Here is a 25129-nt window from a genome sequence, read left to right as displayed (position 1 = left end):
TACTTATAGTTTCATCCATAATCATATAGTTGAAACTGCATATCCCACTTCGCTTGGCTTTTTGTTTAGTTTTCAAAGGTCAAGTAACTACAGTTGCTATTGCGACAACCAATACATTATATCAATATAATAATTGTTCGTCAACAACTTTTTAAATTGTCACTGTGGTTTTTTATAGCGACAAAATATATCGTATCATTTTTAATAAGTTAGGTCAATAGTTATTTTAAAATAATTTAAATTAATTTACATAACTTGCGACCGGATTAATAATATATCAAATAGTTAAGTATAGTTCAATGGGAATTTATGGGGATGTGACGGTTGGAATTATCATACAATATTTTTTGAAATTACAAACCTCATTCAACCTAATTAAAAAAGAATGATATAAAGAAAGGTTTATGCATCTTTGCTATATTAGAAGTACTTTATGACTTCATCGAATAATAACAACAAAATACTTGCAAGCAAAGATGCTTTCCCATTCTGAAAAGATCTATATTTATTAAAAAAACTATTGTGTTATTTCTTTTCTCTATAAATCTACGCTTTATCATTATCATCATTTTTTAATACTTATCCGACTATCACGAAAATAACAAATACATACCTTTTTCAACATTCAAATTAGGGTATCGTTCTTTTTTTTGGCTCCCTAATTAAACTAGATGTAATTCTATGTTTTTTTGATAGTATAACTTCCAGACTCTAATTTGAAGATAGCCTTGCCCTCCTTATAGTCTATAGAAGTGACACCTTCAACATCTTCAATCGGCAATCCACCCTCTGTAATCACGTTTGTTTTATCAGCTGGAAGATAAACGGTTGCTGTCGTATTAGCAGGAATGGAAACGTTGAAGGTAAATGTATTATCGTCGTTTAATTCCCAGTCACTTCGAATCAGACCTCGTATAGAATCATATGATCCTTTTACCCATGTGATCTGCTTGTTATTGTCTATATTAGGTTGGAGATTAATATGTTTAAATCCTGGGTGTTGCACATCATTAGCAATACCGGACATGTACTTGTACATCCATTCTGCGATTGCACCATATGCATAATGATTGAAAGAATTCATTCGAACATCGCCAAAACCATTTGCTATGGAATAGGAATTCCACCGTTCCCAAATCGTCGTAGCACCATTGTTCACAGAATACAACCAAGATGGCATTGCATCTTGTAGTAATAGTTTATAGGCAAGGTCTGATTTCCCCACATCTGACAATACTGGGGCGATGACATTAACCCCAAGAAATCCGACAGATAAGGTGTTTTGTTCATCATTTAAACGGGAACTATTAGGATTAGTTGTTTGAAAGGATTCACTGTTTGTAATGTTTTCGGTGAGTAATTCAATCATTTGTTGCTTTTGATCCTCATTGTCATAAAACTCCAGCTTCAAGCACCACAGCAGAGATGTTTGACTATTGTCTTCCAATTTAATATTCTCAACCCCTACTTGACTTGGGTTATCATCAAATTCCATCGCTTTATAGCCTCCTGAAGAATATACCGTCAACGTTCCTGCCTCATCTACTTTTATATAGTTATCTATAAACCTTTCCCTAATATTTCCATAGAGAACTTTATAGTGTTGAACATCTTTTCTTTTTCCATTCGCTTCAGCCATTTGCATCATCAGCTTAGCATCATAAGCATAATAAACATCACTCATTAACTGACGATCAGTCCCTTGAAAATTCAACCAATCTCCAATACTTCCAGCCCCTCTGTAAGTTTCACCCGTCTGATCAAATAACCAATCCATGTAGCGTTTCATGGCATCATAATTTTTTTCAATAATGGTTGTATCACCAGTCATTTGCCATACTGTCCACGGAACAATAATTCCTGCATCAGTCCAGCCACCATTCCCTACATAACCTCTAAATTTAGTATACCTTCCACTAGGAGCTGTAGATGTGAATGCTCCTCCACCATACGTTTCTTGACAAGATACAAGCATCTCCATCCAGTTTTCAAGAAAAATAGCTGTATCCATATTGTATAGAGCTGTATTAGCAAAAAGCTGCGTATCTCCGGACCAGCCCACACGTTCATCTCTTTGAGGGCAATCCGTTGGAATCCACAAATAATTCCCTCGATGACTCCACATGATGTTACTGAATAGTTGGTTTATTGCATCATTAGAGGTTTCAATAGTTCCTGTATCCTTTACAGCTGAAGTTACTACTTTTCCCCTCAATTTTTTGATCGTGACAGATTCACCGGAAGTAAGAGTTATCTCGATATACCTAAAACCATGGTACGTGAATATAGGTTGATACGATTCACCGGAAGGGGCTCCTTTTAACGTATAATAATCAGAAGCTTTCGCAGTGCGTAAATTAGCTACATAAATGGAACCTACAGCTCCGTCTGCTCCTTCACTATTATCATTTAACATCTCTGCAAAACGCATCTTTATTTGACTTCCTTTTTGGCCTTTTACTGTAAGCTTTGGAACACCTACCATGTTCTGCCCAAGATCATAAATTACCGTGTCCCCTTTAGAGATTACTAACTCACTCCTGTTTGCATCTTCAGGAATAGTGATAGTCTTTGTTCTATCTATCTTGATTTCCCCTAGGTCATTTGCACTGGATTCCTTGTTGATTATACTCGTATACGTTGTAATTGATTGTGGAACTTGATCCAAATCATCCATGATTTGTGCTGTCTCTCCGTGGTAAGCCGTAACGGTTGCATTTGGATAGTCTTGCATATATGTGTGTTCCTTTACCTCTTTCCAATGGGCATCATCAAATTCTGGTTCCGTCCAACCTTTTATTTCCTTTGTTGCATCGTACGACTCACCATCATAAATATCATCGGATCTGACAGGACCAGAATCAGTGGCTTTCCAGCCGGACTGGAGGTCGGTTACGATGGATTGAGTTGAGTTATCTTCATAAATAATAAATAACTTTGCAAGAAGTGCTAATTCATTTTTCTCATCATTATAATATACTGTCTCACCATTCTTTCGACTACCCTTTGATATCCTGCCATTCCACCAACCATTTCCTAAGGTTGCAGCTAACGCCACAGAATCCTTTTGTATGTAGTTCGTAACATCATACGTCATATAATTAATATTTGTATCGTAATTTGTCCATCCAGGAGGCAATAGTTCGTAAACAAATTTGGTATCTTTTTTTATAATCCCAAGTTTTTGGCCATTAATGTAGACATCGTAAATACCTAATGCAGATACATAAAGTCTCGCATCCTTAACCTTCCCTTTTAATATTGTTTCCTTTCTAAACATAGGAGCACCAGGACTTTTAGGTTCTTTCCCTGCCATTGAAATCCATTTAGCACCATCCCACCCTGTGATGCCGTTTGAACTTTTCAAACCTGTTTCAAAATATGCTTGCTCCTCTGTATGGATGAAGCGACCTTCTTTATCCCAAACATTCACTGTCCAAAAATAGCGAGTAGATATACTTAAGTCCTTACCATTATATTTAATAGAAACAGTTTCATTTGATACTACTTTTCCACTGTTCCATATGTCAGCATCTTTGTCTGTTAGTTTTTCAGGGGTAGAAGCAATAAGAATTTGATAGGCAGTTTGCTTTTGTCCTCTGACATTCGATTGCATCTTCCAACTAAAACGAGGTACGTCAACATCAATCCCAATTGGATTATCTATGTTTTCAACTCTTAACATTTTTATGCTAGTACGATTATTCAATATAAACCCCTCCTAAATCTTTCTTTTTCCGTTCCCCACACGTCTCCAACCAGTTTTAAAAATTCAGTAAGATTGTTCATCGCTACTCAATTTACTGTTTTCCCCCTTATATGTTCTTGTTCAGGGTATCTTTCTTCCAAAATATCATACCATCAATAAGGATAACGCTTACATTCTTGTGTAATTCCCTCTTCCATTTCGTCATCATACGTATCAGTTTGTCATCTAATTCAGGTATTTCACTTTTTGTGAGAAGAGACAATATACTTTTTGACTTAGGTATAAATTGAAATAGAAAAATTAATGAATCTATAGATTGAAATAAGCTAGATCGCTAAAAATCAGTCAATAACATTTACAATCACGCGCTGGTATCGGGTTAGTGCTGGGGTACCGTTATCAGTTACGGCTAGGATGATATGCATCGTTCCATTTTGAAAAACACGTTCAGTAGGAACAACAAACCAAGCTTGCTGTTTGTCGGCATCATGAATTGGAACAGGGTCTCCAGTACGGGCCAAAGATGTAGTAAAAGTACCAGGCTCACCATAGTAAAACCAATGATACGAAAGTTTGTCACCATCTGGATCAAAAGAACCTTCAGCACTAAGATTAACCCGTTCACCAGGTTTGGCCGATAGGTTTGATGGGTGATCAAGCTTTGGAACAGGAGGATGATTTGCCTCTTCGTAGGGTTTGATGGTCCAATCCATACGACTGGCAAAATCGTGTTGATAAGCAGAACGCCATCGCCAAATAGTCGCTTTATTACTGGTGTGCCAGTTGCCGTCAATACCAAGAACCTCGTCAACGGCATCACTCCAGAAAGGTCGCATCTCTCGTTCAAGAAAGCACTTCTGAGTACGAGGAGTATAAAACTCATAACGCCCTCCCCAACTACCCCAATCAGGGTTTTCGGGGTTTCCGAGGCCATTGTTAATAAGATAAAGGAATGTTGGAGTGTCACCTTCCATAAGAAATTTCGATTGTGGATACTGTGTCCCCAGTGGCCCCTTACTCCTGATGTGTTCATCAAGCCATGGATTGTCAACGATACTAAAGTCAGCACCGGTGAAACGGCCATGAAACTTATCACCGCTAATTCCACTCCAAGTTGCAAAATGGTAGGCTCCTCCAGCGTGGAAACCAGGGGAAGCTATATAAAATAAATGAGGGAATGTTTTCCGTAGCCACGGCGCTGTGTCATCTTGATCAGAAATGGTATACACACGTAAGCGGGAAACAAATGTAGCTAGTTCCTCTTCAGAACGACTGTGTTTGACCTTCCAAAGAGATTGTGCGAGAACGTTCGGTCCACCCCAAACAAGTACCCATAATGGGCGCGGATCGTCACTGTCAACCGCTTTAATCAAAAGTTCAGAACCTGAGGAGTCCTTATCTGCACCGACCCCTTCCATTCCATAAAGAGGTAGTCCCTCTTTAATGATAGAAAATAAATATTCTCCATCGGGAAAACCAGGCTCATGTTTTTCCAAATTATCACGCACTTGACTATAGGCTTCTACTATTTCTCGGATACGCCAAGAAGCAGTCTTATTTTGTAAATGAATAGAAGTGGTAGCGACAAGACCTTCCACATCCCACTGGTTAGCATAAGTAAGGAATCGCACCAAAGACATAGCATCGTCAGGTTCGTTCTCAATGTCAGTAAGGACAAGAACTCGGGGCTTTTCGTAGTTATTGTTTAGGTTCATGTTTTTGATTACCTCCAGTAAATTTTATAAAAATATGAAATATCCGAAAGTCAGCTTCTCATTAGTTCAATAAAAATTTAGCCACCCCCAAATTAATTTAGCAATTTAAACAAAATTTATAATTGTCTTTTTAGTAACCGTATGTAATTAATCTCAAAACCTATAAACTTACTAAACCAGTAAAACACTACTATAATATACGATTAATTTCACATTAATTCTTATAACTAAAGTTACTTCACAGCTAAACAAAAGTCAATAAATTTATATAAATTTAGTAATTTTATTTCAGTTTATAAGCTTTAAAAAGTATATATTTTAGTTATTTATTATCTGGTACTGACCACTAATAGAAAGAACCCTAAACGATGTAGTATTCAAATAAATATATTAAAAATACAAAAAAGCACCCTATGAATAGTCACTTTGATATGTGTCTACTCTGTAGGTACTTTTAATTAGATAGTTAAAGGATACGTTTTTTACTTTGAGACATCTTCTATTTTCGAGTTTACAGAATTGATTATTACTAACCATGAATAAATTCCAAAAGAGTCAATTCAATGATATAAGGATAGAAATGACCTTTCTATAAAACTTTTGAGTGACTATTACGTCTTTAAGTGTATTCGTTAAAATGATCATCTTATTTATTTTGTTCAACTTTTCTACATTCTGCACTAAAAATAAATAGGAAAATTTGCATTGTTTCTCAAAAATAACGGTATTTCTTCAAGAGGTGCATCAACTAAAATTGATTGACCTCCTTCATATACTTTCCCACTTTTTGCATCTCTCCATATGACACCGTTAGGTAAATAAACTTTCCGTGAGAATGTTCCTTCATGAAGAATTGGCGCTACTAAAATATCTGGCCCAAACATATATGCATCTTCAATCTTCCAAGCTTCTTGATCATAGGGGAAATCATAGAACAATGGACGGATTATTGGCGTTCCTTTTTCATGAGCTAGTTTCATTTGATTCTTTATATAAGGCTTTAATCGTTCACGTATCATTAAGTACTTTTTAAAAATCTCATATGCTTCTTCCCCGTAACTCCAAACCTCATTGGCTGCACCACTATGCATCTTACCACCACCACTTTTAGATAGTGGTTCAGAATGTGGTTCTCTATCACCATGTAATCGAAATACAGGACAAAAAGTACCGTATTGAAACCATCTTATTATACATTCTCTGAATTTAGGATCATCAGGATTACCTCCATGAAAACCTCCGATATCAGTAGTCCACCAAGGAATACCAGCAAGTCCCATATTTAAACCGATCACAAACTGGTTACGCATAGCCGTAAAGCTAGAATCAATATCACCGGACCAAACGAGGGCGCCGTATCGCTGACTACCAGCCCAAGCACACCTTACTAAATTAATTACATCTTCTTGTCCTGATTCAACCATTCCATCAAAAAAAGTTTTCGCATACAAGACGGGATAAATATTTCCTATTTGTACGTTAGGACCTAAGTGATAACGATATAGATCAAAATCGTAAATAGCATATTCAGGTTCTGCTTCATCTAACCAGAATATTTTAATCCCTTTGTCATAGTAATTATCTTTTACCTTACCCCACACATATTCCCGTGCCTTCGGATTGGTAGGATCAAAGTAAACTAGATTCGTCCCTAGCATCGGAATTCGTTCTCCCCGATCAGTCCTAACTAAAAATCCCTGTTGAAGCATTTCCTCATAATTCTCACTTTTCTTTTCCACGGTGGGCCATACGGAAACCATCAATTCAATTCCCATCTCCTGTAACTCTTCCACCATTTTTTCTGGATCTGGCCAAAAATCAGGATCAAATTTCCAATCACCATGTTGAGTCCAATGAAAGAAATCAATAACAATAACAGAGATAGGTAAGTTGCGACGCTTATACTCTCGGGCAACCTCTAATAATTCTTCCTGTGTTTGATAGCGTAGTTTACACTGCCAAAATCCTAAACCATATTCCGGCATCATCGGTACAGTACCAGTGACACTTGCATACGCTTCTTCAATTTCAGCTGGAGTATCTCCAGCTGTAATCCAGTAATCTAATTGTTTCGTAGACTTTACATTCCACTCTGTTATATTTTTCCCAAATGTCACTTTACCTATTGCTGGATTATTCCATAAAAATCCGTAGCCTAAACTGGACAATGCAAAAGGAACACTTGCTTGAGAATTTCGATGGGCAAGTTCTAATGTACAATTTTTCAAATCTAAGAATGGCTGTTGATATTGACCCATACCAAAAATTTTTTCTTCATGAATGGATTCAAATCGAACAGTCAATTCATAATCTCCACCTAAAATCGGTTTAAATTCTCTTGCTCTTAAATTCAATGCACTTGTAAATTCCTTGATATTATCACGGGTTCGTACATATTCTTGCAATAAAACATGGCCGTTTTGATTGTAAAACGTTATTTTTCCTACCGTTGTTACCTCTACAGTAATTTTCCCATTTTTTAATATTGCCGTATTGTTAGAAATATGTATCTCTGGTGTGCTTTCCACTTTTCCCATCAACGCCCAATTTTGAGTCTGAAATGAATTCATATGAGTAGCTCTAACACGAACACTATTTATACCCCACGCTTCAATCAAAAGCTTTTCACTATCATAATGAAAAAGCAATTTTTTATCCTCAATTGTAAACATACTATTCAATCGAATGCCTCCTTATAAAAATAAACTAAGAACATTAAGAGTATTCAGTTAATTCACTACATAGTAGTTTCTAATTACATGCGGACTATTATAAGTATAACAAAAATATTCCAATCATTCATTACTTCACTAAAAAGTTTACTATAATTAACTAAAATGTTTATATTAATATTAAAATACAAGAGTTACTACACGAAATGTTCCAAAAAGAAATAAAGAAGATTTTTCGATTGTGTATTATATTGGTACAGTGAATTATTTAACTCTTGCAAAGTCGGATTCTACATACAAAGAAGATATAAATATTAAAGAAATAATTAAGAAAGTAGTAGAGGTAACGGAATCTTACGCTATTTTACGAGGCGTTCATATTGAAAAGGATGTAACTGTTTCATATTAAATTCATGCAAATAAAGATGAACTGTGTCAAGTGTTTTTAAATATTATTAAAATGGAATAGAGGCAATGGAATCGAAAGGAAAGCTACATATAACAACTAAAAAAAATGGTACATTCGTTGAAATTAATATTAGTGACAGTGGTAAGGGAATTGGAGAAGAAGAATTTAAGCGTCTCGGAACGCCATTTTACACCACAAAGGATACATGTACAGGATTAGGAACAATGGCTTGTTATAAAATTGTAGATAGTTTGAAAAGGGAAGTACATGTAAAAAGTAAACTGAATATTGGTACTACCCATTACCTAATTAAGAGCCTATTAGTTTAGGCTCTTGCTATCCAACTTCTTAATAACCTTAATCATAGCTTTATAGGCAGCACTATGCCCAAATCCACTTAATTGATTTACTGTCCCAGTAAAATATATATTTCGTTCTGGATTATAAAATGCAAAAGCGCCAGATTGTCCCCAAAAACCTAAAATCTCTTTTATTGGATGTAATGGAGACACTATTCTTGGAGTCCATAATTTCTCCAAGCCAATACCATAATAAAATTGACCTGGAAAATAAATCATATTCCATTGTTTAAGTTCTTCTAACTCCTCAACAGGAAAAAAACGACCATTGAAAAAAGCCTTTAAAAATATCATCATTTCTTTTGCAGTTGAAACAATACCTCCTTCAGGAGCAATGGAAGTCATGTACTTTGACAAATGTATTTTTTGGGACTTATAGTAAAGTGAAACAGGTTTACAATCATTGACATCTTCATACACGTACGTTTTTTCTAAATGTAACTCCTCAAAGATCAATGCTTTAAATACATCTGATATACTATTATCTGTAACGTTTTCGATGATTCTACCAAGCAATTGATAATTTGTATCTGAATAATTGACCTTTCCTTTTTTCCCTGGTTTAAACTTTGGTTTCAATTCTTTTACTAAAGTCAACGTCTCCTCTAATCCCCACCTTTGGTCTACTCCTTCAAAAAGTTCAGAAGCTACAGTTTTCCCATTAGGTTGTTTATATGCAAAATAGTCTGGTAAACCGGATGTGTTGGAGATCAAATGTTTAATAGTTAAATCATTTGAGTAATCAATTCCGTCTAATATATGAATACCATCGATAATATCCTTTGATAAATATAGAGAGATAGGGTCGTCAAATGTCAGCTTATTTTCCGATCTTAGCTTTAAAAACACTGCTGTAATGTATAATTTAGTTACACTAGCAATAAAGTATTGGTCATCTTTTTCCATATTCCCAGCTGATCCTACCCAGGAAAAGTCATCTCCTTGTTCCACACAAAGTACCGATCCAAAATTGTTTCTTTTTTTTATCATGTCATTTACAGTTTCCTGTAGAATATGTTCATCCAATTTTTTAAGCATCGTTAATTCCCCCATCCTTTTTGTTATTAACGTTTAAAAGTGCTTTTTTATGTACACTTCAAATCCTACTATTTACGTGATCGAGTTCCCTCCACAATATCTTCCGCTACACTATCAGACATAGCAATCATCTTATCCAAATCCATCTCATCTGGAATCAAACCGTTAGCAACCATCATCTGGAGCCCCATTTGAAATGCTCTCATTTTTAGTAAAATCATCATTAATTCCTCATCAGTTAATCCTTGAAGCATCGTATCATTTTTCATAAGTGAGACTAGATTCCCCCCCATTTCTTCGTCGTATTCTCCGTAGTATTCATTAGGTTTCATGATAAAGTCTCTAATTAGAACTGGATACTTTTTTGCAAACATAAGACTAGCAACACCTATATCTCTAAATGGACTTCCACTTTGTTGTTCGTCTATCAATTGCTGACTAAGCTGTACTATCTTTTTGATAACAGCACGTTTAAGTTCTTCAACATCATTAAAATTAACATATATTGGTGCAATTGAACTTCCTAATTGTTCAGCTACTCGTCGTATTGTGATACTATCCATCCCGGTCGACTTTGCAATTGTAAATGCAGCATCAATTATTTGGTCCTCTGTAAATTTCTTTTTTGGGGGCATACTGATTCAAACTCCTTTTATATCAATTGTTATATATCATTTGCTATTTAAAGTTATTGTATACATAATTTAACAATATGTAAAGGAGTATTCCAAAAAAATTGAAATTATTGTAAAAAAATACGCCCTACAAGGACGTAACAAACACTTAACAGTACTAAAATTTCAATCATTAAATATTTAAAAATCCTACTCGTGATTTCTTTTTTAGGAAATGAAAGTCTTTATATTGATTTATCACATTCTTAAATAATTCTTTATTTTTCAATATAAGTGCACGTTCTACTTGATACTTTAAATAATTGTGTTCTAATTCTAAGTCTATTAAGGATTGAAGTTCTTTTTTTTCCATCCCTTTTTCTAGTTCACTAATGGACGCAAATACACTTTGCTCATTATTAATGATAACTAAAACATACCAGCCAAGCCCTAATATAAATTTACCTTCGTCCAATATTTCAAGGATATCTCCTTGGCTAATTTTTTCTTTATTTCGGATAACGTTAGACTTTTTATTTCCATAGTAGATACACAACAAATTTAAACCTTCCGTATTACTAACGATAAAATAGTTTCCCATAATTTATCACTACACACCTCCATATGTATCTACTTATTTGTATGACTCCACTCTTGTCCTAATTGCATACTTTTCCAAAAATAAGGCTTTAACATCGACATAAATGACTTTTTGATAATACGGTTATTCTAATTTAATTTAGGGAAAGTATAGGATCAGGAGGGGATATTGATGAAAAATCAAGAACAAGATCACCACGTTCATAGTAATCACTCTCACCAACACAGTAGTGAATGTGGGCATACAAAGATACGCCATAATGATCATATTGATTATGTTCATAATGGACATTTGCATCGCGAACATAATGGTCATTGGGATGAATGTAGAGTTCCCGTAAGTGATAATAATCCAGATAATTGTAATGAAATAAGTTGCGGATGTGTTCATTCGGAAGATTGTGGTCACGAATTAGTACCTCACGGGGATCATATGGATTATTTAGTAAATGGAAGATTGCACCATGTTCATGGGGATCATTGCGATGATCACGGGCCTGTAGATATAGTAAACAATCATTGAAGTCAAATGAAAAAAAGTGGTTTCAATTCTTTTGCTTTGAAACCACTTTTCTTCATTTGTAACACATGATTGAGAAATTTTTTTACGTATCTATTTCTACACTAATAATTTGCTTCGTTTCTACCATATCAAATTTATCAATCCTCAAATAATTAAATATTTTTTAGAAATAAGCTTATCAAACTATCCCTTTGTTTTATCCTTCTTTACAACCGGAATTAGGATTTCAAAATGAGGGTCTTCTATATCTCTATCCTTTGGATACCTTTCATGTTTAATAGGTAATACATCGTACGGAACAGTAATATCACGAAACGGCCTGTAGTCACTATCATTTAAAAATTGGGATATCTCATCATAAGATTTTCCAATATTCTCTCCTTTACGATGCTCCTTTAGTATATAAGTAAACGCAGGTACCGTTATTTCTACCATTCCTTCTGGTACAATTTGATTCTCCGTCACTTCATAAACAGAATAATGAGTAAAACCATCCTTACGAATATGATAGGATAAACCTAACTGTATAGATGGATCAACGGCTTTTTCTAACTCTACCACTCTTACACTCATCGTATGTATGATATTTTTTAATTCGTTTATCTTTGACCATGGTCCGTCCCATTTTAAGCCAACTGCACGGTAAGATGGTTTTGATATTATTTTATACTTCCCCATTTCTCATCACTCCTTCATATATTCCCTAGTTATAACTAATATAAGTTTAGCAATTTCTTATGATCTAGAAAACACATTTGTTGTTGCTTTCCAACGGGCAACGCCTCAGTCTCCACACATTTCATTATGAATACCGCATTTGCTTTTTTCACTGCTTTCCGGGCTTCTAGAACGCTTCTTGGCTACTGCATTCCATGATTTTTAAGCTTTGCGGTCGTCTAGAGCTATTCTTATTTTCAGGGTAGACAAAATTTTTAAAATCGCAAATAAAAAGAAACTACCCCTCTCATTGAAGGGATAGCTTCATTCAATTTAAATATAAAATACATTAATCAAACAAACCAGAGAACCATTTTGCTATAGATTGGAAGAAATTTTTTATGCCATTCCATAGCCCTTCCGTATCTACATTTGTAATTCCGTCTAGTCTCCCTCTTATATCACTTACAATGTCTTCTAACTGCTGAGTAACTTGACCGAAATCAATATTTAAACTACGCATTCTATCAAATAAATCAATTAGTAATTCACGATGTTCAGGACTTAGTTCTAAATTAAAGTTTTGTAATTGTTCATTAACAATCTGTTCAATTTCCTCTCTAGTTGCAGGATCTAACTCTGAAATTACCTTTTTAATTTCCGTTAGTAATGCTGTTACTTCATCAGCATCAATTCCCTCTTCGTCTACAATCTCTGTTACTACGTTTAATTCTTGATTGGCTACTTCCATTCTGTCTTGATCAAGTGATTCACCCTCAACATTAAAGGCTTTGTAAATACCTACTAAAGCTGAATGACCTGTTACTTTTAATGGGGAAGCTACCTCTACTAAAGCATTTTCTACTCCAGCTGTCAGCAAGGCATTAGCATACATTTCTCTTGTGACTGACGTAATGTTTTCTGGGGTCACAATCTCAACAACAACACCGTGTCCTTCATTTTTATGTGTAACCTTCGCAGATGAATACATATTAGCATTAGGATTACCACCGATAAAATTTTGTAAATCTTGACCAGTTACAATGTACTCTTCTACTTGATCCGTGTTTGTAGCATTTAATGAATCTCGAACTTGATCCCTTTGGTTTTCACTTAAAGCTTCACCTAAAACTAGTATCGGTTTACCATGAAGCTCATCTATAGCATCATTTTCTCCATCCCCATCAGCTAAAACCATCGGGGAAATGAAAGTTCCTAGCAACAATACAAATATCAGCAACATTGATATTTTCTTCATCATCTTTTTCTCCTTTTTTTTCGTAAGATTATTAGTCCTATTATATACTCTCATTGGCGTTAAGGAAATAAGAAAAAATAATAGCTTATTTAAACCTTTATCATTCTTGTACTACTATTTCTCTTTTTCTTCCTATTAATAATACCTTAATCTAAGATAGGGCATTTACATATTATATCGCATGTAAAAACAACACTTTTCCTTAAACATTCCCTCATTTTCTTTTATTACACATTTTTGTCCCATATCTACTTACTAAACTTAGTTTTTAGTTTTAGATATTGTAAGAAATTTACCTCAAAGTTATTTTACATTTGGTAGTATGCGTATATTTTATTTCAACATCTTTACATAAAATTAAAATATGGTGGAAAACTTTTCATGTACATTTTGGAATAATTTTCTAAAGGGAGAAATGTCATGGAAGGTTTTAAATCATCGTATACTGAATGGTATTTTATTTCCATTATGTTACTAGGGATGGGTGGCACAATTTCATATGCTCTATTTTTACATGGAAATCATTTAGGGGCATTTTTTTTATTCATATTTTTATTATCTGACTGTGTCTATCGTTGGTATAATGTATATAGAAACAATAAGGATATAGATAAGAAAGCACACTTATTTGTAACTTCTCCATACTTAACGACTGATCAAAAAAAGTACTTTGTTATACGTCTACGTGAAGATTTACACTATCCAAAAAAACGAATTTTTTACATTCATGAAAATGCCAAAAAAGTTTTTCTCCACTATGAAAATAAGATACAAAATAATGTACCTTTAAACAGACTAGAACAATATATGTTAAATCTATTATTAATGGTTGAATTGGACTTAAGTATGATGTACTTCCGGTTCCAAACTTTCTTCAGCTACCAAGTAACAGAATCAGAAATAGAGTTAAATTAATAAAGTAGTCCTTTAGAGGTCCTTTTATATTTTTCCAAAATTAAACCATATAGACTATTAAATAGAAAAAAGTCTCTACTTAAAGAGACTCTTTTTGTTTCTTTATAAAAGTATAAATGACAGAAATCTTATTTTAATATGATGTAAGTATCTACTTCACTGAAATAGCTTCTTTTTTTAAGTTTAAGAAAAGGTTAATTGCAAAAATAATAACAGCCACCACAACTATTGTTGCTCCAATAGGAATAAGAAATTCAAGTGAACTATTCCCCTGTAACAATAGGAATAATCCGATCATCATAAGGGGAAGACCGATGTTGTGTAGCCAAAAATGAATTTTACCTAGAATACTAGATTCTGTTTTAGGAAATAAAGCATAAATAATACCTGCTAAAGTCATGGAGGTCCAGCCTAGTAAGTTGATGTGTGCATGAACACCAGTTAAGTGATATGCATTAGAAATGGACATATAATAACCAAGTATCACACCAATAACGAAGTACACCACAGAAATTTTTATAAAATTTACTCCCATACGTTCACCTCCCTTCTTTTTCCATTATACAAGCGGCACCATTTAATTATGTCTAATTTGTTAATACTTTTGATCTATGTAAAGTAAAACGTGAATGTTGAAGGTGATGAAATGAAGAAGGTATAATGTAATGTAGATCGTTTCTTTTTAATACATAATAAATTGCTATATACAGTGATCCTTAAAGGGAAGTTAAAACTAACAATGATCCTTAAAATTTACAAGGTTACTATAAAAGGAGTGGATTATATGCTTGGATTGTTTGTAAAAGATGAAAGACTTGGGATATCCATACCAAATCTTGATAGAGATTGGAAGAGTTATACATTAAAAGAGCAATCAATGATATTGTCCAGTTGGGAAAAAGAAAGAGCAAAAATTCCTGACAAAATAAAGGAATTAGAGAAGATCGTCACATATAAAACAAAAGAACTATTGGTGGAGAATAATGGAGATAAAATGGAACAGCTGAATAACGAAATTATGACATTCGCAAGTATGATAAATGACCTAAATATCCTATTTCGAATAGAGCCAACCTTAACAGTGGACTAGTGGGTCGATTCTAACGATGCAAAAATTTATTTCCTTCTAATTATAAAAAAGAAGCTCTATGGCTTCTTTTTTATAATCTATTTTTTGTTCATTAACTTAACAAGGCCCTTAAAGTATAATTTCATGCTGATAGTTGGTTATAAATAAATATAAGCCGTAACCCGCTAAACCTATTCCAATGTAGAAAGTCCATGGGTTATCTTCTATTTTTCTATCAAAAGTCCTAAATGTAAGCAAGCCAAATAATAGTGTAGCAATAGGGAGGAATACGATGATGGGTCCAAATAGAAAGGAGACGCCCCCCATCATTAACGTGATAATTCCATAAGGATTCTGTTTTTTTATATTGTCAATATACTTCTTTTCTTCAACAGAAATATCGTTACCTACTATGGAACGTTTTTTCACGTTCATTCTCCTTTCTCTCTGAACCTTACTAAACACTATTTTTTACGGAATAATTTAAAGCTTATTAATCCCCCTACTATTGCAGAACTACTAGCAATAATAACGGATAGGATAGTAGTCGCTTGAGGGAAAATATACTGTTGGATGAAAACGATAATCCCAACAAAAACGCCGATAAATAAAGCTATTTTCATCGTTTCATTGAACATAAAATACCCTCCATAAAACGTTCGGTTTATTTACGTTTTTCTAATAAATCTTCCCTTAACGGAGTAAACGTATCAAGCAGTGCACTCTCTTCTAATGCAGTTACCCCATGCACTGCATTTCTTGGTATAACAACCGTTTCCCCTTCATTCACTATTTGCTTCTTCCCATCGATAGTAAATTCTATTTTCCCTTTTAAACAGTAACTCATTTGTTCATGAACGTGATGATGCTCATAACCTTGAGCACCTTTTTCAAAATGAACCTCCATCATCATTAATGACTTCCCTGGAGGATAAATTTTACGCTTTACCCCAGGCTCAGCATTTTCCCATTGATTAATATGATCCATATACTATTCCTCTCCCTTGTTTATAAAGTAAAATAAATGACACAATATCATCAAAAACTTATTATTTAATTACGTTGGAAACCTAAAATCGTTTCAACTATTTTTAACTTTTTTTACTTCTTTTTTCACAGTTAATGCTAAACATTTCTATGACACCATTCATTTGTTTTCTTCGTTAATTTGTAAATTCCCGATAAGCTTTACGTAACAAATGCAAAAAGACGATGAAAAAGATAAACATCATAATCATAATAAGAAAAAGAAACGTTAACAGCAGATCAAAATTTAACAAAAATGGTGTTAAAGCTAATTGTAGAGCAGAAACAGTAAGTAATAGTTTCCACCTAAAAATGGCAACTTCAACTAATTCATTTAACTCACTTTTCTTTGCATGCTCCACAATGCCGTAACAAATAAAACCAATGAGAAATAACTGTAACAAAACCCCTAATTGCTCAAACAATAACCAACTCCATTCAAGTTGATATTGATCATGACCTCCCACTGTTTCACCAAAACCAAAGAAGTTAGGAATAGAATAAAAGATTAATATAAATGCAAAAAGTTTCCCTTTAGAAAAATAAGTAGAATAGTCTACTAACTTAGTAAGTCCAATAACAATAATGATATATCCAATAAAATCGGGCATGAGATTAATCCCAATATTTATATTTATAAATGTAATAATAAAGCCCCAAAATAAATAGTTATAAGCAGTCACTATCGTTGCCCCCTTTCGGCAACAATTTCCCTAATTAAGCTGTCAGAAAAATAAGGCTGATAGTTAATCGTAACATTAGCAGTCCTTTTTTCTCCTTCTAGAGTGGAGATATGAAATGGAATTTCTATTTCATAAAAATGTTGATATGGCTCTTCATCCTCCTTAAAGGATAAGGAATAATCTATTCTTAGTAATTGAGAATCCTCCATTGTAATGGGGAAAGAATTATAATTTATTTCTTCATTATTTATTCTTATTGATAAAGCATCAGATAAATGAGATTGAAATGGTACATGGAAACCTTCAACAACAATGGACTCCTCCAATGAAAAATTAGTATATCCTGTATTGTCACTAGAGCTCCCGCTACTTGATGACATTAGCATTCCTTCATAACCTTCATCGTCTTTAATATTAAACTTTATTTTACCTACTGAAATCACTTCTTTTGATCCATCTGTAAAATGCACAATCACTTCTTCAATGGACAATTCATCTGAATGATCATAACTGCCCCAAGTATAATAATCTAACTCCACCATTACTTCTCTTAATTCTTGATATTGATATTGATATGTACCGAATGTATGTTCATGCTTATGTCTAAAGTGTAAATCTTTATCAGGAATGGAGATAGAAGCAACGCTAATCGGATCTCCTTTATTTGTTAAATAATGTAGTCTGAATTGAATTGGATTCCAATCCTCATGCCACGAACGTTCATAATAATGTTTCATGAACAGCGGCTTACTTAGCTGATTAGATTCATAATACACTATATTTCCTGCCCAAAGTATTGCAAGAATAATCAAACCTATTATTACTTTATTAATAACAATCTCTCCTTTCCTAAACCGTAAGTCTTCATTTATTTATCTTCTTAATAAAAGATATAGACATAGTTATTCTATTCTATCAATCATTTACCGATGCATTAATAAAGAAATTGGAAACTTAACTAACGCTTGAATTTTTCTTACAAACATAAATCATTTCATAACTGTCTTCTGTTATAGGGGTTTCATCCCAGTCTTTATATACGTTTATTATTTCAAATCCATTTACGGATAACATTCGTTCCATTTCTTTTGGAAACACATAACGTAAGCTTATAGTTGTTCTCACTTCCTTTTCAACTTCATCTCTATTATTAAACCTACGTATAGTTGTATAATGCTGCAATTGATTTAAAGCATCATATCTACTTATCGTATAAACATCAACTTTATTTTTCGTTTCATTATCTATATATGTTTTCCAATATTCTTCCGTACTAGGTTGAAGCAATTCATCCATACTAGGAAATCTCGTACCAAATATGAAAACTCCACCTACATTTAAATGCTTATTTACAGACAAAACAAGTTATCTTGTGCTACGTTTGTTAAAAAGTGTTGAAAAGAATTACCAATCGAAAAAATAAAATCACTTTTTACTCCTAAATCTAGTTTGGTACAGTCCTGCTCTATCCACTCTACCTGTAGCGAAGTATTAGTCGTCTTCTGTTTTGCTTCATGAAGCATTCCACTATGTAGATCTACACCGATCATGTTGTGTCCAACCCTTGCTAAGGGGATGGTTGCTCTACCTGTTCCACATGCTAAATCAATGATTACTCCCTCAGTATCTGCTGCCCATTTTCTAAGTAACTTTACGTCTTCTATATAAGCGTTGTTTTCCAAATCATATAAAATTGGATCATCATATTCATCGGAATTAACTAGTTCTAATTTTTCATTCATTACAGTGCTCCCTTCTGACAAAACTGTTTAAACATAAGATTTTACATTAGCTATCTTAGTTATTAAATTATAATGTATTATATACGCCCCATCTATAGATTACACAAAATATCAATAAAACCATTATCCATTGAAACCATACAAAAACGATGCACTATATACAATAGGCACCGCATTTAAAATAAAAATATGATATAGAGGTAAGTGGTGTACTTCTGTTCTGGAGGATAGCTGTGACATAAATAGAAAGAAGATTGCTAACTCTTTACTTTATTTTTTGATAAAAATTTCCGGATGTCTTCTATTGGAATTCCCATTCCTCGTGCCCTTTGAATTAACTCAACCCATTCCTTATCAAGTTCCTTATTAGTGTCCTTAATATGGCTTATCATTGCAATCTCCCTCCATTAATGAGGCAACCCAGCTATCATAGTCCTCTGACCTTAGATCTGTGGCTTTGCGTCCTAAACTTTCGATTAGTTTGCCTTTTCCTAATTTTTTATTAATCAGTTATAACATGACAATTAACAACATCCAATTAGAAAAAGCTTGCTAACACTTAATCCCTATCCAAAATTGTTCCCAGATCACCTCAAAACGTTCATGAAAAGTGGCTTCATCATAACGTTGCATCTCCCAAAACAGTCCATCCATCATACAAAGCATTGCAGTTGCTATAGCGTTACAATCTCCTGACCTAATTTCCCCATTTTCCATCCCTTGTTTGAAAATACTACTAAGCATTTCGTGCTCCTTCTTTTCTACCTCAAAAAAATCAGCTGTAATACTGTTCGCCATAAATTCAGGAGGAAATAGCATTAATCTTATTAACACCTTCATTTGTAGCGATTCTTTAAACTGAAAATTAATAACTTGAAGGAGTATTTGTTCTAGTTGTTCTTTAATTGGCTTATCACGAAATTGGTTTGCACTATTCATTGCTAAATCCAAATGTCTACTTAAGATATCCTTGTAAATATGTAAGAAAACATCTTCTTTACTTTTAAAAAAGGCATAAACAGAAGGAGGCTTGATCCCTACTTCATTTGCGATTTCTTTCATTGTCATTCCTTTATAGCCTTTTTCTGCAAATATCTCTGTTGCAGCATCAATTATTTTTTCTTTCGTTGTCATAATTTTCCCCTTTATTTTCACCTAACTAATATTCATTAGGTAAAAAGTCAAAAAAAAGATGACTCTTTACCAGTAAATTTATTATAGCAGAATGTTCATAAAATAGACACACTTTTTATAAAATTCAATTTATTTTCATTTCAAAAGTAATAGACCTTTTGAACTATAATTACCTAAAAGGGTTTCTTTATCTTGTATCGAATATTATCATAATACTCATTTGTGAAAGGTGGATTACTAGTGAGAATTCCCGAAATAACATATAAAAAGACAAGTAATTGGATAAAAAGAAACAGTCGCCCCTTGGAGGAAGCTAGATGGGACTATTTATTTGAAGGAGGATCTGATGATAGAGTAATTAATTTATTATCCTCATTTCAAAACAAGGATGGTGGTTTTGGACATGGCATTGAGCCTGATTTTTGGTCTCCCTACTCCTCTCCTATGGCTACATGGACAGCTGGACAAGTTTTAATGGAAGTAAAGGCAAATCCAAATATCACATTGATTGAAGCTATGATTGCATATTTGGTAAAAACGAACGACTCCGAAACAGGGATGTGGCCATCCGTATTACCTGAAAACAATCATCACCCACATGCACCTTGGTGGCACTGGGAAGAAGGAGTTCAGAAATTTTGGATGTTTAATCCCAGTGTAGAATTAGGAGCATTTCTTATTCACTGGTCTAAAAAAGAAAGTGAAGCATCTCAAATAGGTTGGAACACCATCCGAAAAGCTATTGAACGATTAATGCATACGGAAGAAATGGATAAACATGAAATTAATAATTATCAGCAGTGCTTAAGGATAATCCATCCACAGATAGACATCTTTTATAAAAAAACGAACTATAAATGGACAGAGGTTTCTTCTAAAGTTCATTCCTTAGTAGAACGTTGTATGAATAAAGACAGTTCTTCCTGGTCTGAAGATTACGAACCAATGCCTCTAGATTTTATTACTGGACCAAATGATGAGCTTTCTAATAAATATAGTGATTTAGTTGAACGAAATTTGCAGTTCTATATAGATCAAATGTCGGGAGATGGAATATGGGATATTTCGTGGAGCTGGGGAAGCTACCAAAATGACTTTTCCGTTGCAAGACAACAATGGAAAGGAATACTTGCAGTAAACAGATATAAAACATTTCAAGCTTTTGGACTTTTAAGAAAATAGTACAAAGAGGGGGTCCAAAAGTTTAAGGACGCCCTCTTCCTTTTAATTGTTACCTATTTAGTACTTTGGTACCTTAGGCTACGTTTCTCCATTCTACTATCTAATCCTTTATTTTTTGGGTTTAAATGTTTTACAGCATGTTTCTGCCGATTTAATTGCTTCATCTATGTGGTTTTTTTCCGTTAATTCCCCAGACATTTCTGTATCATATCTTGCATGGTTATCTAATTCCACCATAATTTTTTCAGCTGTACAAATATTTCCTTCCCCATAAAACGAACAATTAGAAATAGCACATGAAACCTCAACTTTAGGCATATTTACAACCTCCTATTTATCCTGTCCGTCTTATCATTTACAAAAATGATGATTTTAGTACAGAATTAATTTTTGACTTGATAATTCCTATGTTGATAATACGTAAAGTAAAGGAGTAAAGCTGTAATGATCCCAAAGATTGAAAATAATAATGTAGGGTAAAGAATCGGCTGCCCAAAGATGTTATACGTTATATATTCTTCAAATAAACCTGCTGCCTTTATTAATTCGGAGTAATTAAAGTTCGCTAAATGCTGTATGATCCCTCTATCTAGCCCGATTTGACTTATCATAAATGGAATTCCAATGATGGCACCACTAATAAATAAAGCGATCATGGAGTTTTTCGTATTTACCGAGACGAATAGTACCATGATGGCAATGACAACTGCACCAATAAATTGAAGGAAAAATGTTAACCCATATAGCTCCCAAACTGCTAAGTCGTAGGGAGAATGAGCATACTCCATCATGGATATAGTATCAATCCCACCACTTAACCCTTGTATTGGAGCATTCCAACCATCTATTCCACCATGCTTTATCCATTTCAATATACCATTAACTAGATGAAGAGAGGTGATAACAATAACAATATAGGTGATTGCTGCCATTATTTTGGCTGTTATAATTTTCCTTTTCCCATGCTTTGTAGCTAAAATTAAACCTGCTGTTCGTTTCGTGTATTCGTCTGAAAAAACAGGAGTTAAGCCTAATATAATTAATACTGAAAGGAATATAACGGTAGTAGCAGGTTCAATAAAATCAAACATTCCTTGCCACATTCGTATTAAGTAAAACCCGTGAGTATTATCTATTTGATTTAACATAGTTAATTCCTTTTCAGCATCTTTATATTCATAAGAGCTTTTATCACTATTCTCAATTTTACTTTCAAGAATATTTTTTCGTTCATTTAACTGTTCTTTAATCATATGGGCCAATGCTACTGAAAAATGCACTTCACCAGTAGCCTTATCTTCAAACGTACGGGAAGAAATTTCATCCACAAGTTCACCCGCATCAGATTCTCTCATTTTCTCCCGTACATACTTTCCTTTTTCCTCCGTAACAGGTCCACCAAAGGTTTCATATAACTCCTCGTAAATTTCCTCTTTCATTATCATATCCGTAGGTAAGTTATTTGCATAAATCATCGTTAGGACAATTAGGAAAAATACGATGTAAATACTTTTTTTAGTAAATATTTTATAACATTCATGTTTAAACATTATCACGTACCTCCTCATGGAAAAAATACAAATAGACATCCTCCAATGAGGCAGGTACTTGAAGTGCATTAGGGAAAGGTTTCGTATCATGAATAATCCTAATTTCGATCCCTTTTTCATTCCGTTGAATATTACCTATTTTATATTCTCGTTGAATAGTAGGAAGTTCTTCCTTTGTCACTACTACGTTCCATACCCTTCCATTTATTCTTTCTAATAAGCTTTCTAATGTATTATGCTGTATTAGCTCTCCTTCCTTCATTAGCAGAACTTCTTTCGCAATATACTCAATATCTGAAACGATGTGTGTAGAAAGGACAACAATTCGATCAGCAGCTATTTCTGAAAGAAGATTTCTAAACCGAACTCGTTCTTTCGGATCTAACCCTGCTGTTGGTTCATCCACAATCAAGACCTTCGGATCATTTAACAAGGCTTGTGCAATACCAATTCTTCTTTTCATCCCTCCTGAAAAAGTACTTAGCTTTCTTTTCTCTTCCCCCTGTAAATTTACTAATTGTAAGACCTCTTGTACTCGAATTTTTGCTTCTTTTTTATCTAAACCTTTTAAACTTGCAAAATACATTAAAAACCTCGTTGCTGTAAAACTTTTATATAATCCAAACTCTTGAGGTAAATAGCCTAACACATCACGATATTGATCTCCCATCACCGATATATCTTTATCGTTAAACAATATACGTCCTGCAGTTGGCTTTAATATATCTGCAACCATACGCATCAGTGTTGTTTTTCCTGCACCATTCGGCCCTAAAAGAGCATACACCCCTTCTGTTAACTCTGCAGAAAAACCTTTAACAGCTATTTTATCTTTATATTGTTTTGATATATTTTCAATTGTTAACTTCAAATGTTGTTCCCCCTTCATATGTAGAGTATTTTCTGATTAATTGCTTAATCTGCAACACCAAAAGTAGTAACCCAATTAACATACACGACAGATGGAAAAGAAAATTTACATTTAAAAGGTAATTAGTCCAAGATGCAGATCCATTAATTAACACAATACTAAATAGAAGCCACAAAGGAATAAAAATAGAAATAAAGACGACTCCCCTAAAGTGAATACTTAGCCATAGTGAAATAGCTGCAAACAAGGTTAATGGGGTAAACCAAATAAATACAAGCTCCAATAAAGATGTTGCCTCCGCATAAGGAACGATAGCAAAAGTAAGAATGGAATTGAGTATAATATTGAACACACTTATAATTAATAGACGGAATAGCATGAGTTCATAGCTAGAAAATTTACAGGTCATTTCCATCTCTAGTACCCCATTTTCTCTTCCTTTAAAAACTTCAACTAATCCAAATACAAATGGAACAGGAGCTAATATAGCTAGTGTTAACACCGGATTGTATGCTCCGTAACCAGTTATGAAATAACCCATTACAAATAAAATCACGCTAGCAACCCAGTATCCTTTTCTAACAGTAGAAATTTCTGTTCCTATAATCTTCATTAGTCTTTGCATACGTTCCTTATATTTGATATTTTTCTTCCGCTTACTTGGCACATATTGTCCCAATGTATCAATAGTACTATCCATCATTTTCTCATCGGGATACTTGACTAAATATTGATTCAATTCCTTTTCTAACTCTTCGAATTCCACTTGTTCTACAACATCTGATAGGTCATCGTGATCTATTTTCTTTTTGTTCCACTCCATTGTTATCCCCCCCTTTTAAAGCTATCTTCAACTTTTCAATTCCTTGTTTTAATCTCGATTTTACTGTTGCTTCTTTACTGTCAGTCAAATGAGCAATTTCCTTTATTTTTAAGCCCTTATAAAATTTTAAAATAATAGCTTCCTTTTGATATTCTGGTAGCTTATGTACAGCAGTTTTCACTTTTTCACTCTCTAGCTTTTTACTAATGAGATCCCAAACATTTTCTTTTTCATCTTTTATTTGTTCACTTAAGGTGTTCTGTTCCTCTTTTTCCTTGTAACTTCTACTTCGGAAGTAATCGCGACAGTGATTTACCGCAATTTTTAAGAGCCAATGTTCAAATTTCCCTTCTCCTTTATAATGATGAATAGATTTCATCATTTTAATAAAAATATCTTGTGTTAAATCGTAAGCTAAGTGGTAATCTCCTAATTTCCGATATACGTATGCAAATATATATTTATAATGTCTTTTAACTAACACTTCCATTGCAGCTTGGCTTCCATTTTTTATTTCTTCAATTAACTCTTCATCTGTCGACATATGTATCACCACCTCTACCTATATTAACGAATATAT

29 protein-coding genes and 1 riboswitch are annotated in these 25129 nt (G+C 33.7%); of the genes, 6 read left to right on the top strand and 23 right to left on the bottom strand.

The window, feature by feature from the left end:
- Positions 1–679: 679 nt before the first annotated feature.
- The 3 genes from QA612_RS16690 to QA612_RS16680 all read right to left on the bottom strand — a co-directional run bounded on the left by QA612_RS16690 (position 680) and on the right by QA612_RS16680 (position 8096).
- A complete protein-coding gene (locus tag QA612_RS16690; protein ID WP_278284946.1) occupies positions 680–3709 on the bottom strand; it encodes a family 78 glycoside hydrolase catalytic domain in 3030 nt (1009 codons plus the stop codon).
- 341 nt (positions 3710–4050) lie between these two features.
- On the bottom strand, positions 4051–5424 hold the full coding sequence (locus tag QA612_RS16685) for a nucleoside hydrolase-like domain-containing protein (RefSeq protein WP_278284945.1): 1374 nt from the start codon (positions 5422–5424) through the stop codon (positions 4051–4053).
- Between the two features lie 680 nt (positions 5425–6104).
- Positions 6105–8096 carry a glycoside hydrolase family 31 protein gene (locus tag QA612_RS16680; protein ID WP_278284953.1) on the bottom strand — a complete coding sequence of 664 codons (1992 nt, stop codon included), beginning with the start codon at positions 8094–8096 and terminating at the stop codon, positions 6105–6107.
- Positions 8097–8337: 241 nt separating this feature from the next.
- On the opposite strand from QA612_RS16680, the gene QA612_RS16675 reads away from it, so the two are divergent.
- Entirely contained in the window at positions 8338–8505 is a 168-nt protein-coding gene (locus QA612_RS16675) for a hypothetical protein (protein WP_278284944.1), read from the top strand.
- 56 nt (positions 8506–8561) lie between these two features.
- Positions 8562–8834, top strand: coding sequence for an ATP-binding protein (locus QA612_RS16670; protein WP_347568880.1), 273 nt, complete (start codon positions 8562–8564; stop codon positions 8832–8834).
- Here the strand turns inward: QA612_RS16670 and QA612_RS16665 are convergent.
- The 3 genes from QA612_RS16665 to QA612_RS16655 form a co-directional block, all read right to left on the bottom strand.
- Positions 8826–9902 (bottom strand): serine hydrolase domain-containing protein, encoded by a 1077-nt coding sequence (locus QA612_RS16665; protein WP_278284942.1) that lies wholly within the window; start codon positions 9900–9902, stop codon positions 8826–8828. The genes QA612_RS16670 and QA612_RS16665 overlap by 9 nt on opposite strands.
- Positions 9903–9970: 68 nt before the next feature.
- Positions 9971–10537, bottom strand: coding sequence for a TetR/AcrR family transcriptional regulator (locus QA612_RS16660; RefSeq protein WP_278284941.1), 567 nt, complete (start codon positions 10535–10537; stop codon positions 9971–9973).
- Between the two features lie 172 nt (positions 10538–10709).
- The gene (locus tag QA612_RS16655) at positions 10710–11117 is read right to left on the bottom strand and encodes a hypothetical protein (protein WP_278284940.1); all 408 of its coding nucleotides are present in this window, start codon (positions 11115–11117) and stop codon (positions 10710–10712) included.
- A gap of 171 nt (positions 11118–11288) precedes the next feature.
- On the opposite strand from QA612_RS16655, the gene QA612_RS16650 reads away from it, so the two are divergent.
- Positions 11289–11639, top strand: a complete 351-nt coding sequence (locus tag QA612_RS16650) for a hypothetical protein (protein ID WP_278284939.1) — start codon at positions 11289–11291, stop codon at positions 11637–11639.
- Between the two features lie 183 nt (positions 11640–11822).
- Here QA612_RS16650 and QA612_RS16645 read toward each other — a convergent pair whose 3' ends face one another.
- Both QA612_RS16645 and QA612_RS16640 read right to left on the bottom strand, forming a co-directional pair.
- Positions 11823–12317, bottom strand: coding sequence for a GyrI-like domain-containing protein (locus tag QA612_RS16645; RefSeq protein ID WP_278284938.1), 495 nt, complete (start codon positions 12315–12317; stop codon positions 11823–11825).
- A gap of 328 nt (positions 12318–12645) precedes the next feature.
- The gene (locus QA612_RS16640; RefSeq protein ID WP_278284937.1) at positions 12646–13554 is read right to left on the bottom strand and encodes a DUF1002 domain-containing protein; all 909 of its coding nucleotides are present in this window, start codon (positions 13552–13554) and stop codon (positions 12646–12648) included.
- A 420-nt stretch (positions 13555–13974) separates the two neighbouring features.
- Between QA612_RS16640 and QA612_RS16635 the strand changes: the two genes are divergently transcribed.
- Positions 13975–14469 carry a hypothetical protein gene (locus tag QA612_RS16635; protein WP_278284936.1) on the top strand — a complete coding sequence of 165 codons (495 nt, stop codon included), beginning with the start codon at positions 13975–13977 and terminating at the stop codon, positions 14467–14469.
- A gap of 151 nt (positions 14470–14620) precedes the next feature.
- Here QA612_RS16635 and QA612_RS16630 read toward each other — a convergent pair whose 3' ends face one another.
- Positions 14621–15004: a cytochrome-c oxidase gene (locus QA612_RS16630; RefSeq protein WP_278284935.1), complete on the bottom strand. Its 384-nt coding sequence runs from the start codon at positions 15002–15004 to the stop codon at positions 14621–14623.
- Positions 15005–15253: 249 nt separating this feature from the next.
- Here QA612_RS16630 and QA612_RS16625 point away from each other — a divergent pair, with 249 nt between their 5' ends.
- On the top strand, positions 15254–15559 hold the full coding sequence (locus tag QA612_RS16625) for a hypothetical protein (protein WP_278284934.1): 306 nt from the start codon (positions 15254–15256) through the stop codon (positions 15557–15559).
- Positions 15560–15667: 108 nt separating this feature from the next.
- On the opposite strand, the gene QA612_RS16620 is transcribed toward QA612_RS16625, so the two are convergent.
- The 9 genes from QA612_RS16620 to QA612_RS16585 all read right to left on the bottom strand — a co-directional run bounded on the left by QA612_RS16620 (position 15668) and on the right by QA612_RS16585 (position 20123).
- Entirely contained in the window at positions 15668–15967 is a 300-nt protein-coding gene (locus QA612_RS16620) for a cell division protein FtsK (protein ID WP_278284933.1), read from the bottom strand.
- 35 nt (positions 15968–16002) lie between these two features.
- Complete coding sequence (locus tag QA612_RS16615) at positions 16003–16176, bottom strand: hypothetical protein (protein ID WP_278284932.1); 174 nt, start codon at positions 16174–16176, stop codon at positions 16003–16005.
- A 26-nt stretch (positions 16177–16202) separates the two neighbouring features.
- The gene (locus tag QA612_RS16610) at positions 16203–16526 is read right to left on the bottom strand and encodes a cupin domain-containing protein (protein WP_278284931.1); all 324 of its coding nucleotides are present in this window, start codon (positions 16524–16526) and stop codon (positions 16203–16205) included.
- 175 nt (positions 16527–16701) lie between these two features.
- Positions 16702–17247 (bottom strand): hypothetical protein, encoded by a 546-nt coding sequence (locus QA612_RS16605; RefSeq protein ID WP_278284930.1) that lies wholly within the window; start codon positions 17245–17247, stop codon positions 16702–16704.
- Positions 17247–18023 (bottom strand): hypothetical protein, encoded by a 777-nt coding sequence (locus tag QA612_RS16600; RefSeq protein WP_278284929.1) that lies wholly within the window; start codon positions 18021–18023, stop codon positions 17247–17249. The genes QA612_RS16605 and QA612_RS16600 overlap by 1 nt, the downstream gene beginning before the upstream one ends.
- 178 nt (positions 18024–18201) lie before the next feature.
- The gene (locus QA612_RS22505; RefSeq protein ID WP_347568879.1) at positions 18202–18606 is read right to left on the bottom strand and encodes a hypothetical protein; all 405 of its coding nucleotides are present in this window, start codon (positions 18604–18606) and stop codon (positions 18202–18204) included.
- Positions 18597–18989: a class I SAM-dependent methyltransferase gene (locus tag QA612_RS22500; RefSeq protein WP_347568878.1), complete on the bottom strand. Its 393-nt coding sequence runs from the start codon at positions 18987–18989 to the stop codon at positions 18597–18599. The genes QA612_RS22505 and QA612_RS22500 overlap by 10 nt, the downstream gene beginning before the upstream one ends.
- A gap of 257 nt (positions 18990–19246) precedes the next feature.
- Positions 19247–19381 carry an anti-repressor SinI family protein gene (locus QA612_RS16590; RefSeq protein ID WP_278284928.1) on the bottom strand — a complete coding sequence of 45 codons (135 nt, stop codon included), beginning with the start codon at positions 19379–19381 and terminating at the stop codon, positions 19247–19249.
- Positions 19382–19400: 19 nt separating this feature from the next.
- Positions 19401–19485, bottom strand: a riboswitch (cyclic di-GMP riboswitch).
- A gap of 56 nt (positions 19486–19541) precedes the next feature.
- A complete protein-coding gene (locus tag QA612_RS16585) occupies positions 19542–20123 on the bottom strand; it encodes a TetR/AcrR family transcriptional regulator (protein ID WP_278284927.1) in 582 nt (193 codons plus the stop codon).
- 240 nt (positions 20124–20363) lie between these two features.
- On the opposite strand from QA612_RS16585, the gene QA612_RS16580 reads away from it, so the two are divergent.
- Positions 20364–21305: a prenyltransferase/squalene oxidase repeat-containing protein gene (locus tag QA612_RS16580; protein WP_278284926.1), complete on the top strand. Its 942-nt coding sequence runs from the start codon at positions 20364–20366 to the stop codon at positions 21303–21305.
- A gap of 108 nt (positions 21306–21413) precedes the next feature.
- On the opposite strand, the gene QA612_RS16575 is transcribed toward QA612_RS16580, so the two are convergent.
- The 5 genes from QA612_RS16575 to QA612_RS16555 form a co-directional block, all read right to left on the bottom strand.
- A complete protein-coding gene (locus tag QA612_RS16575; protein ID WP_278284925.1) occupies positions 21414–21623 on the bottom strand; it encodes a DUF1540 domain-containing protein in 210 nt (69 codons plus the stop codon).
- 65 nt (positions 21624–21688) lie between these two features.
- Entirely contained in the window at positions 21689–22855 is a 1167-nt protein-coding gene (locus tag QA612_RS16570) for an ABC transporter permease subunit (protein WP_278284924.1), read from the bottom strand.
- Positions 22848–23726, bottom strand: coding sequence for an ABC transporter ATP-binding protein (locus tag QA612_RS16565; protein ID WP_278284923.1), 879 nt, complete (start codon positions 23724–23726; stop codon positions 22848–22850). The genes QA612_RS16570 and QA612_RS16565 overlap by 8 nt, the downstream gene beginning before the upstream one ends.
- Positions 23710–24549 (bottom strand): hypothetical protein, encoded by an 840-nt coding sequence (locus QA612_RS16560; protein WP_278284922.1) that lies wholly within the window; start codon positions 24547–24549, stop codon positions 23710–23712. Before QA612_RS16560 ends, QA612_RS16565 begins: the two co-directional genes overlap by 17 nt.
- Positions 24515–25093 carry an RNA polymerase sigma factor gene (locus QA612_RS16555; RefSeq protein WP_278284921.1) on the bottom strand — a complete coding sequence of 193 codons (579 nt, stop codon included), beginning with the start codon at positions 25091–25093 and terminating at the stop codon, positions 24515–24517. Before QA612_RS16555 ends, QA612_RS16560 begins: the two co-directional genes overlap by 35 nt.
- Positions 25094–25129 lie beyond the last annotated feature (36 nt).

This window comes from Evansella sp. AB-P1 (assembly GCF_029688925.1).
Lineage (GTDB): Bacteria > Bacillota > Bacilli > Bacillales > Salisediminibacteriaceae > Evansella.
This window is presented reverse-complemented; position numbering and strand designations above follow the sequence as displayed.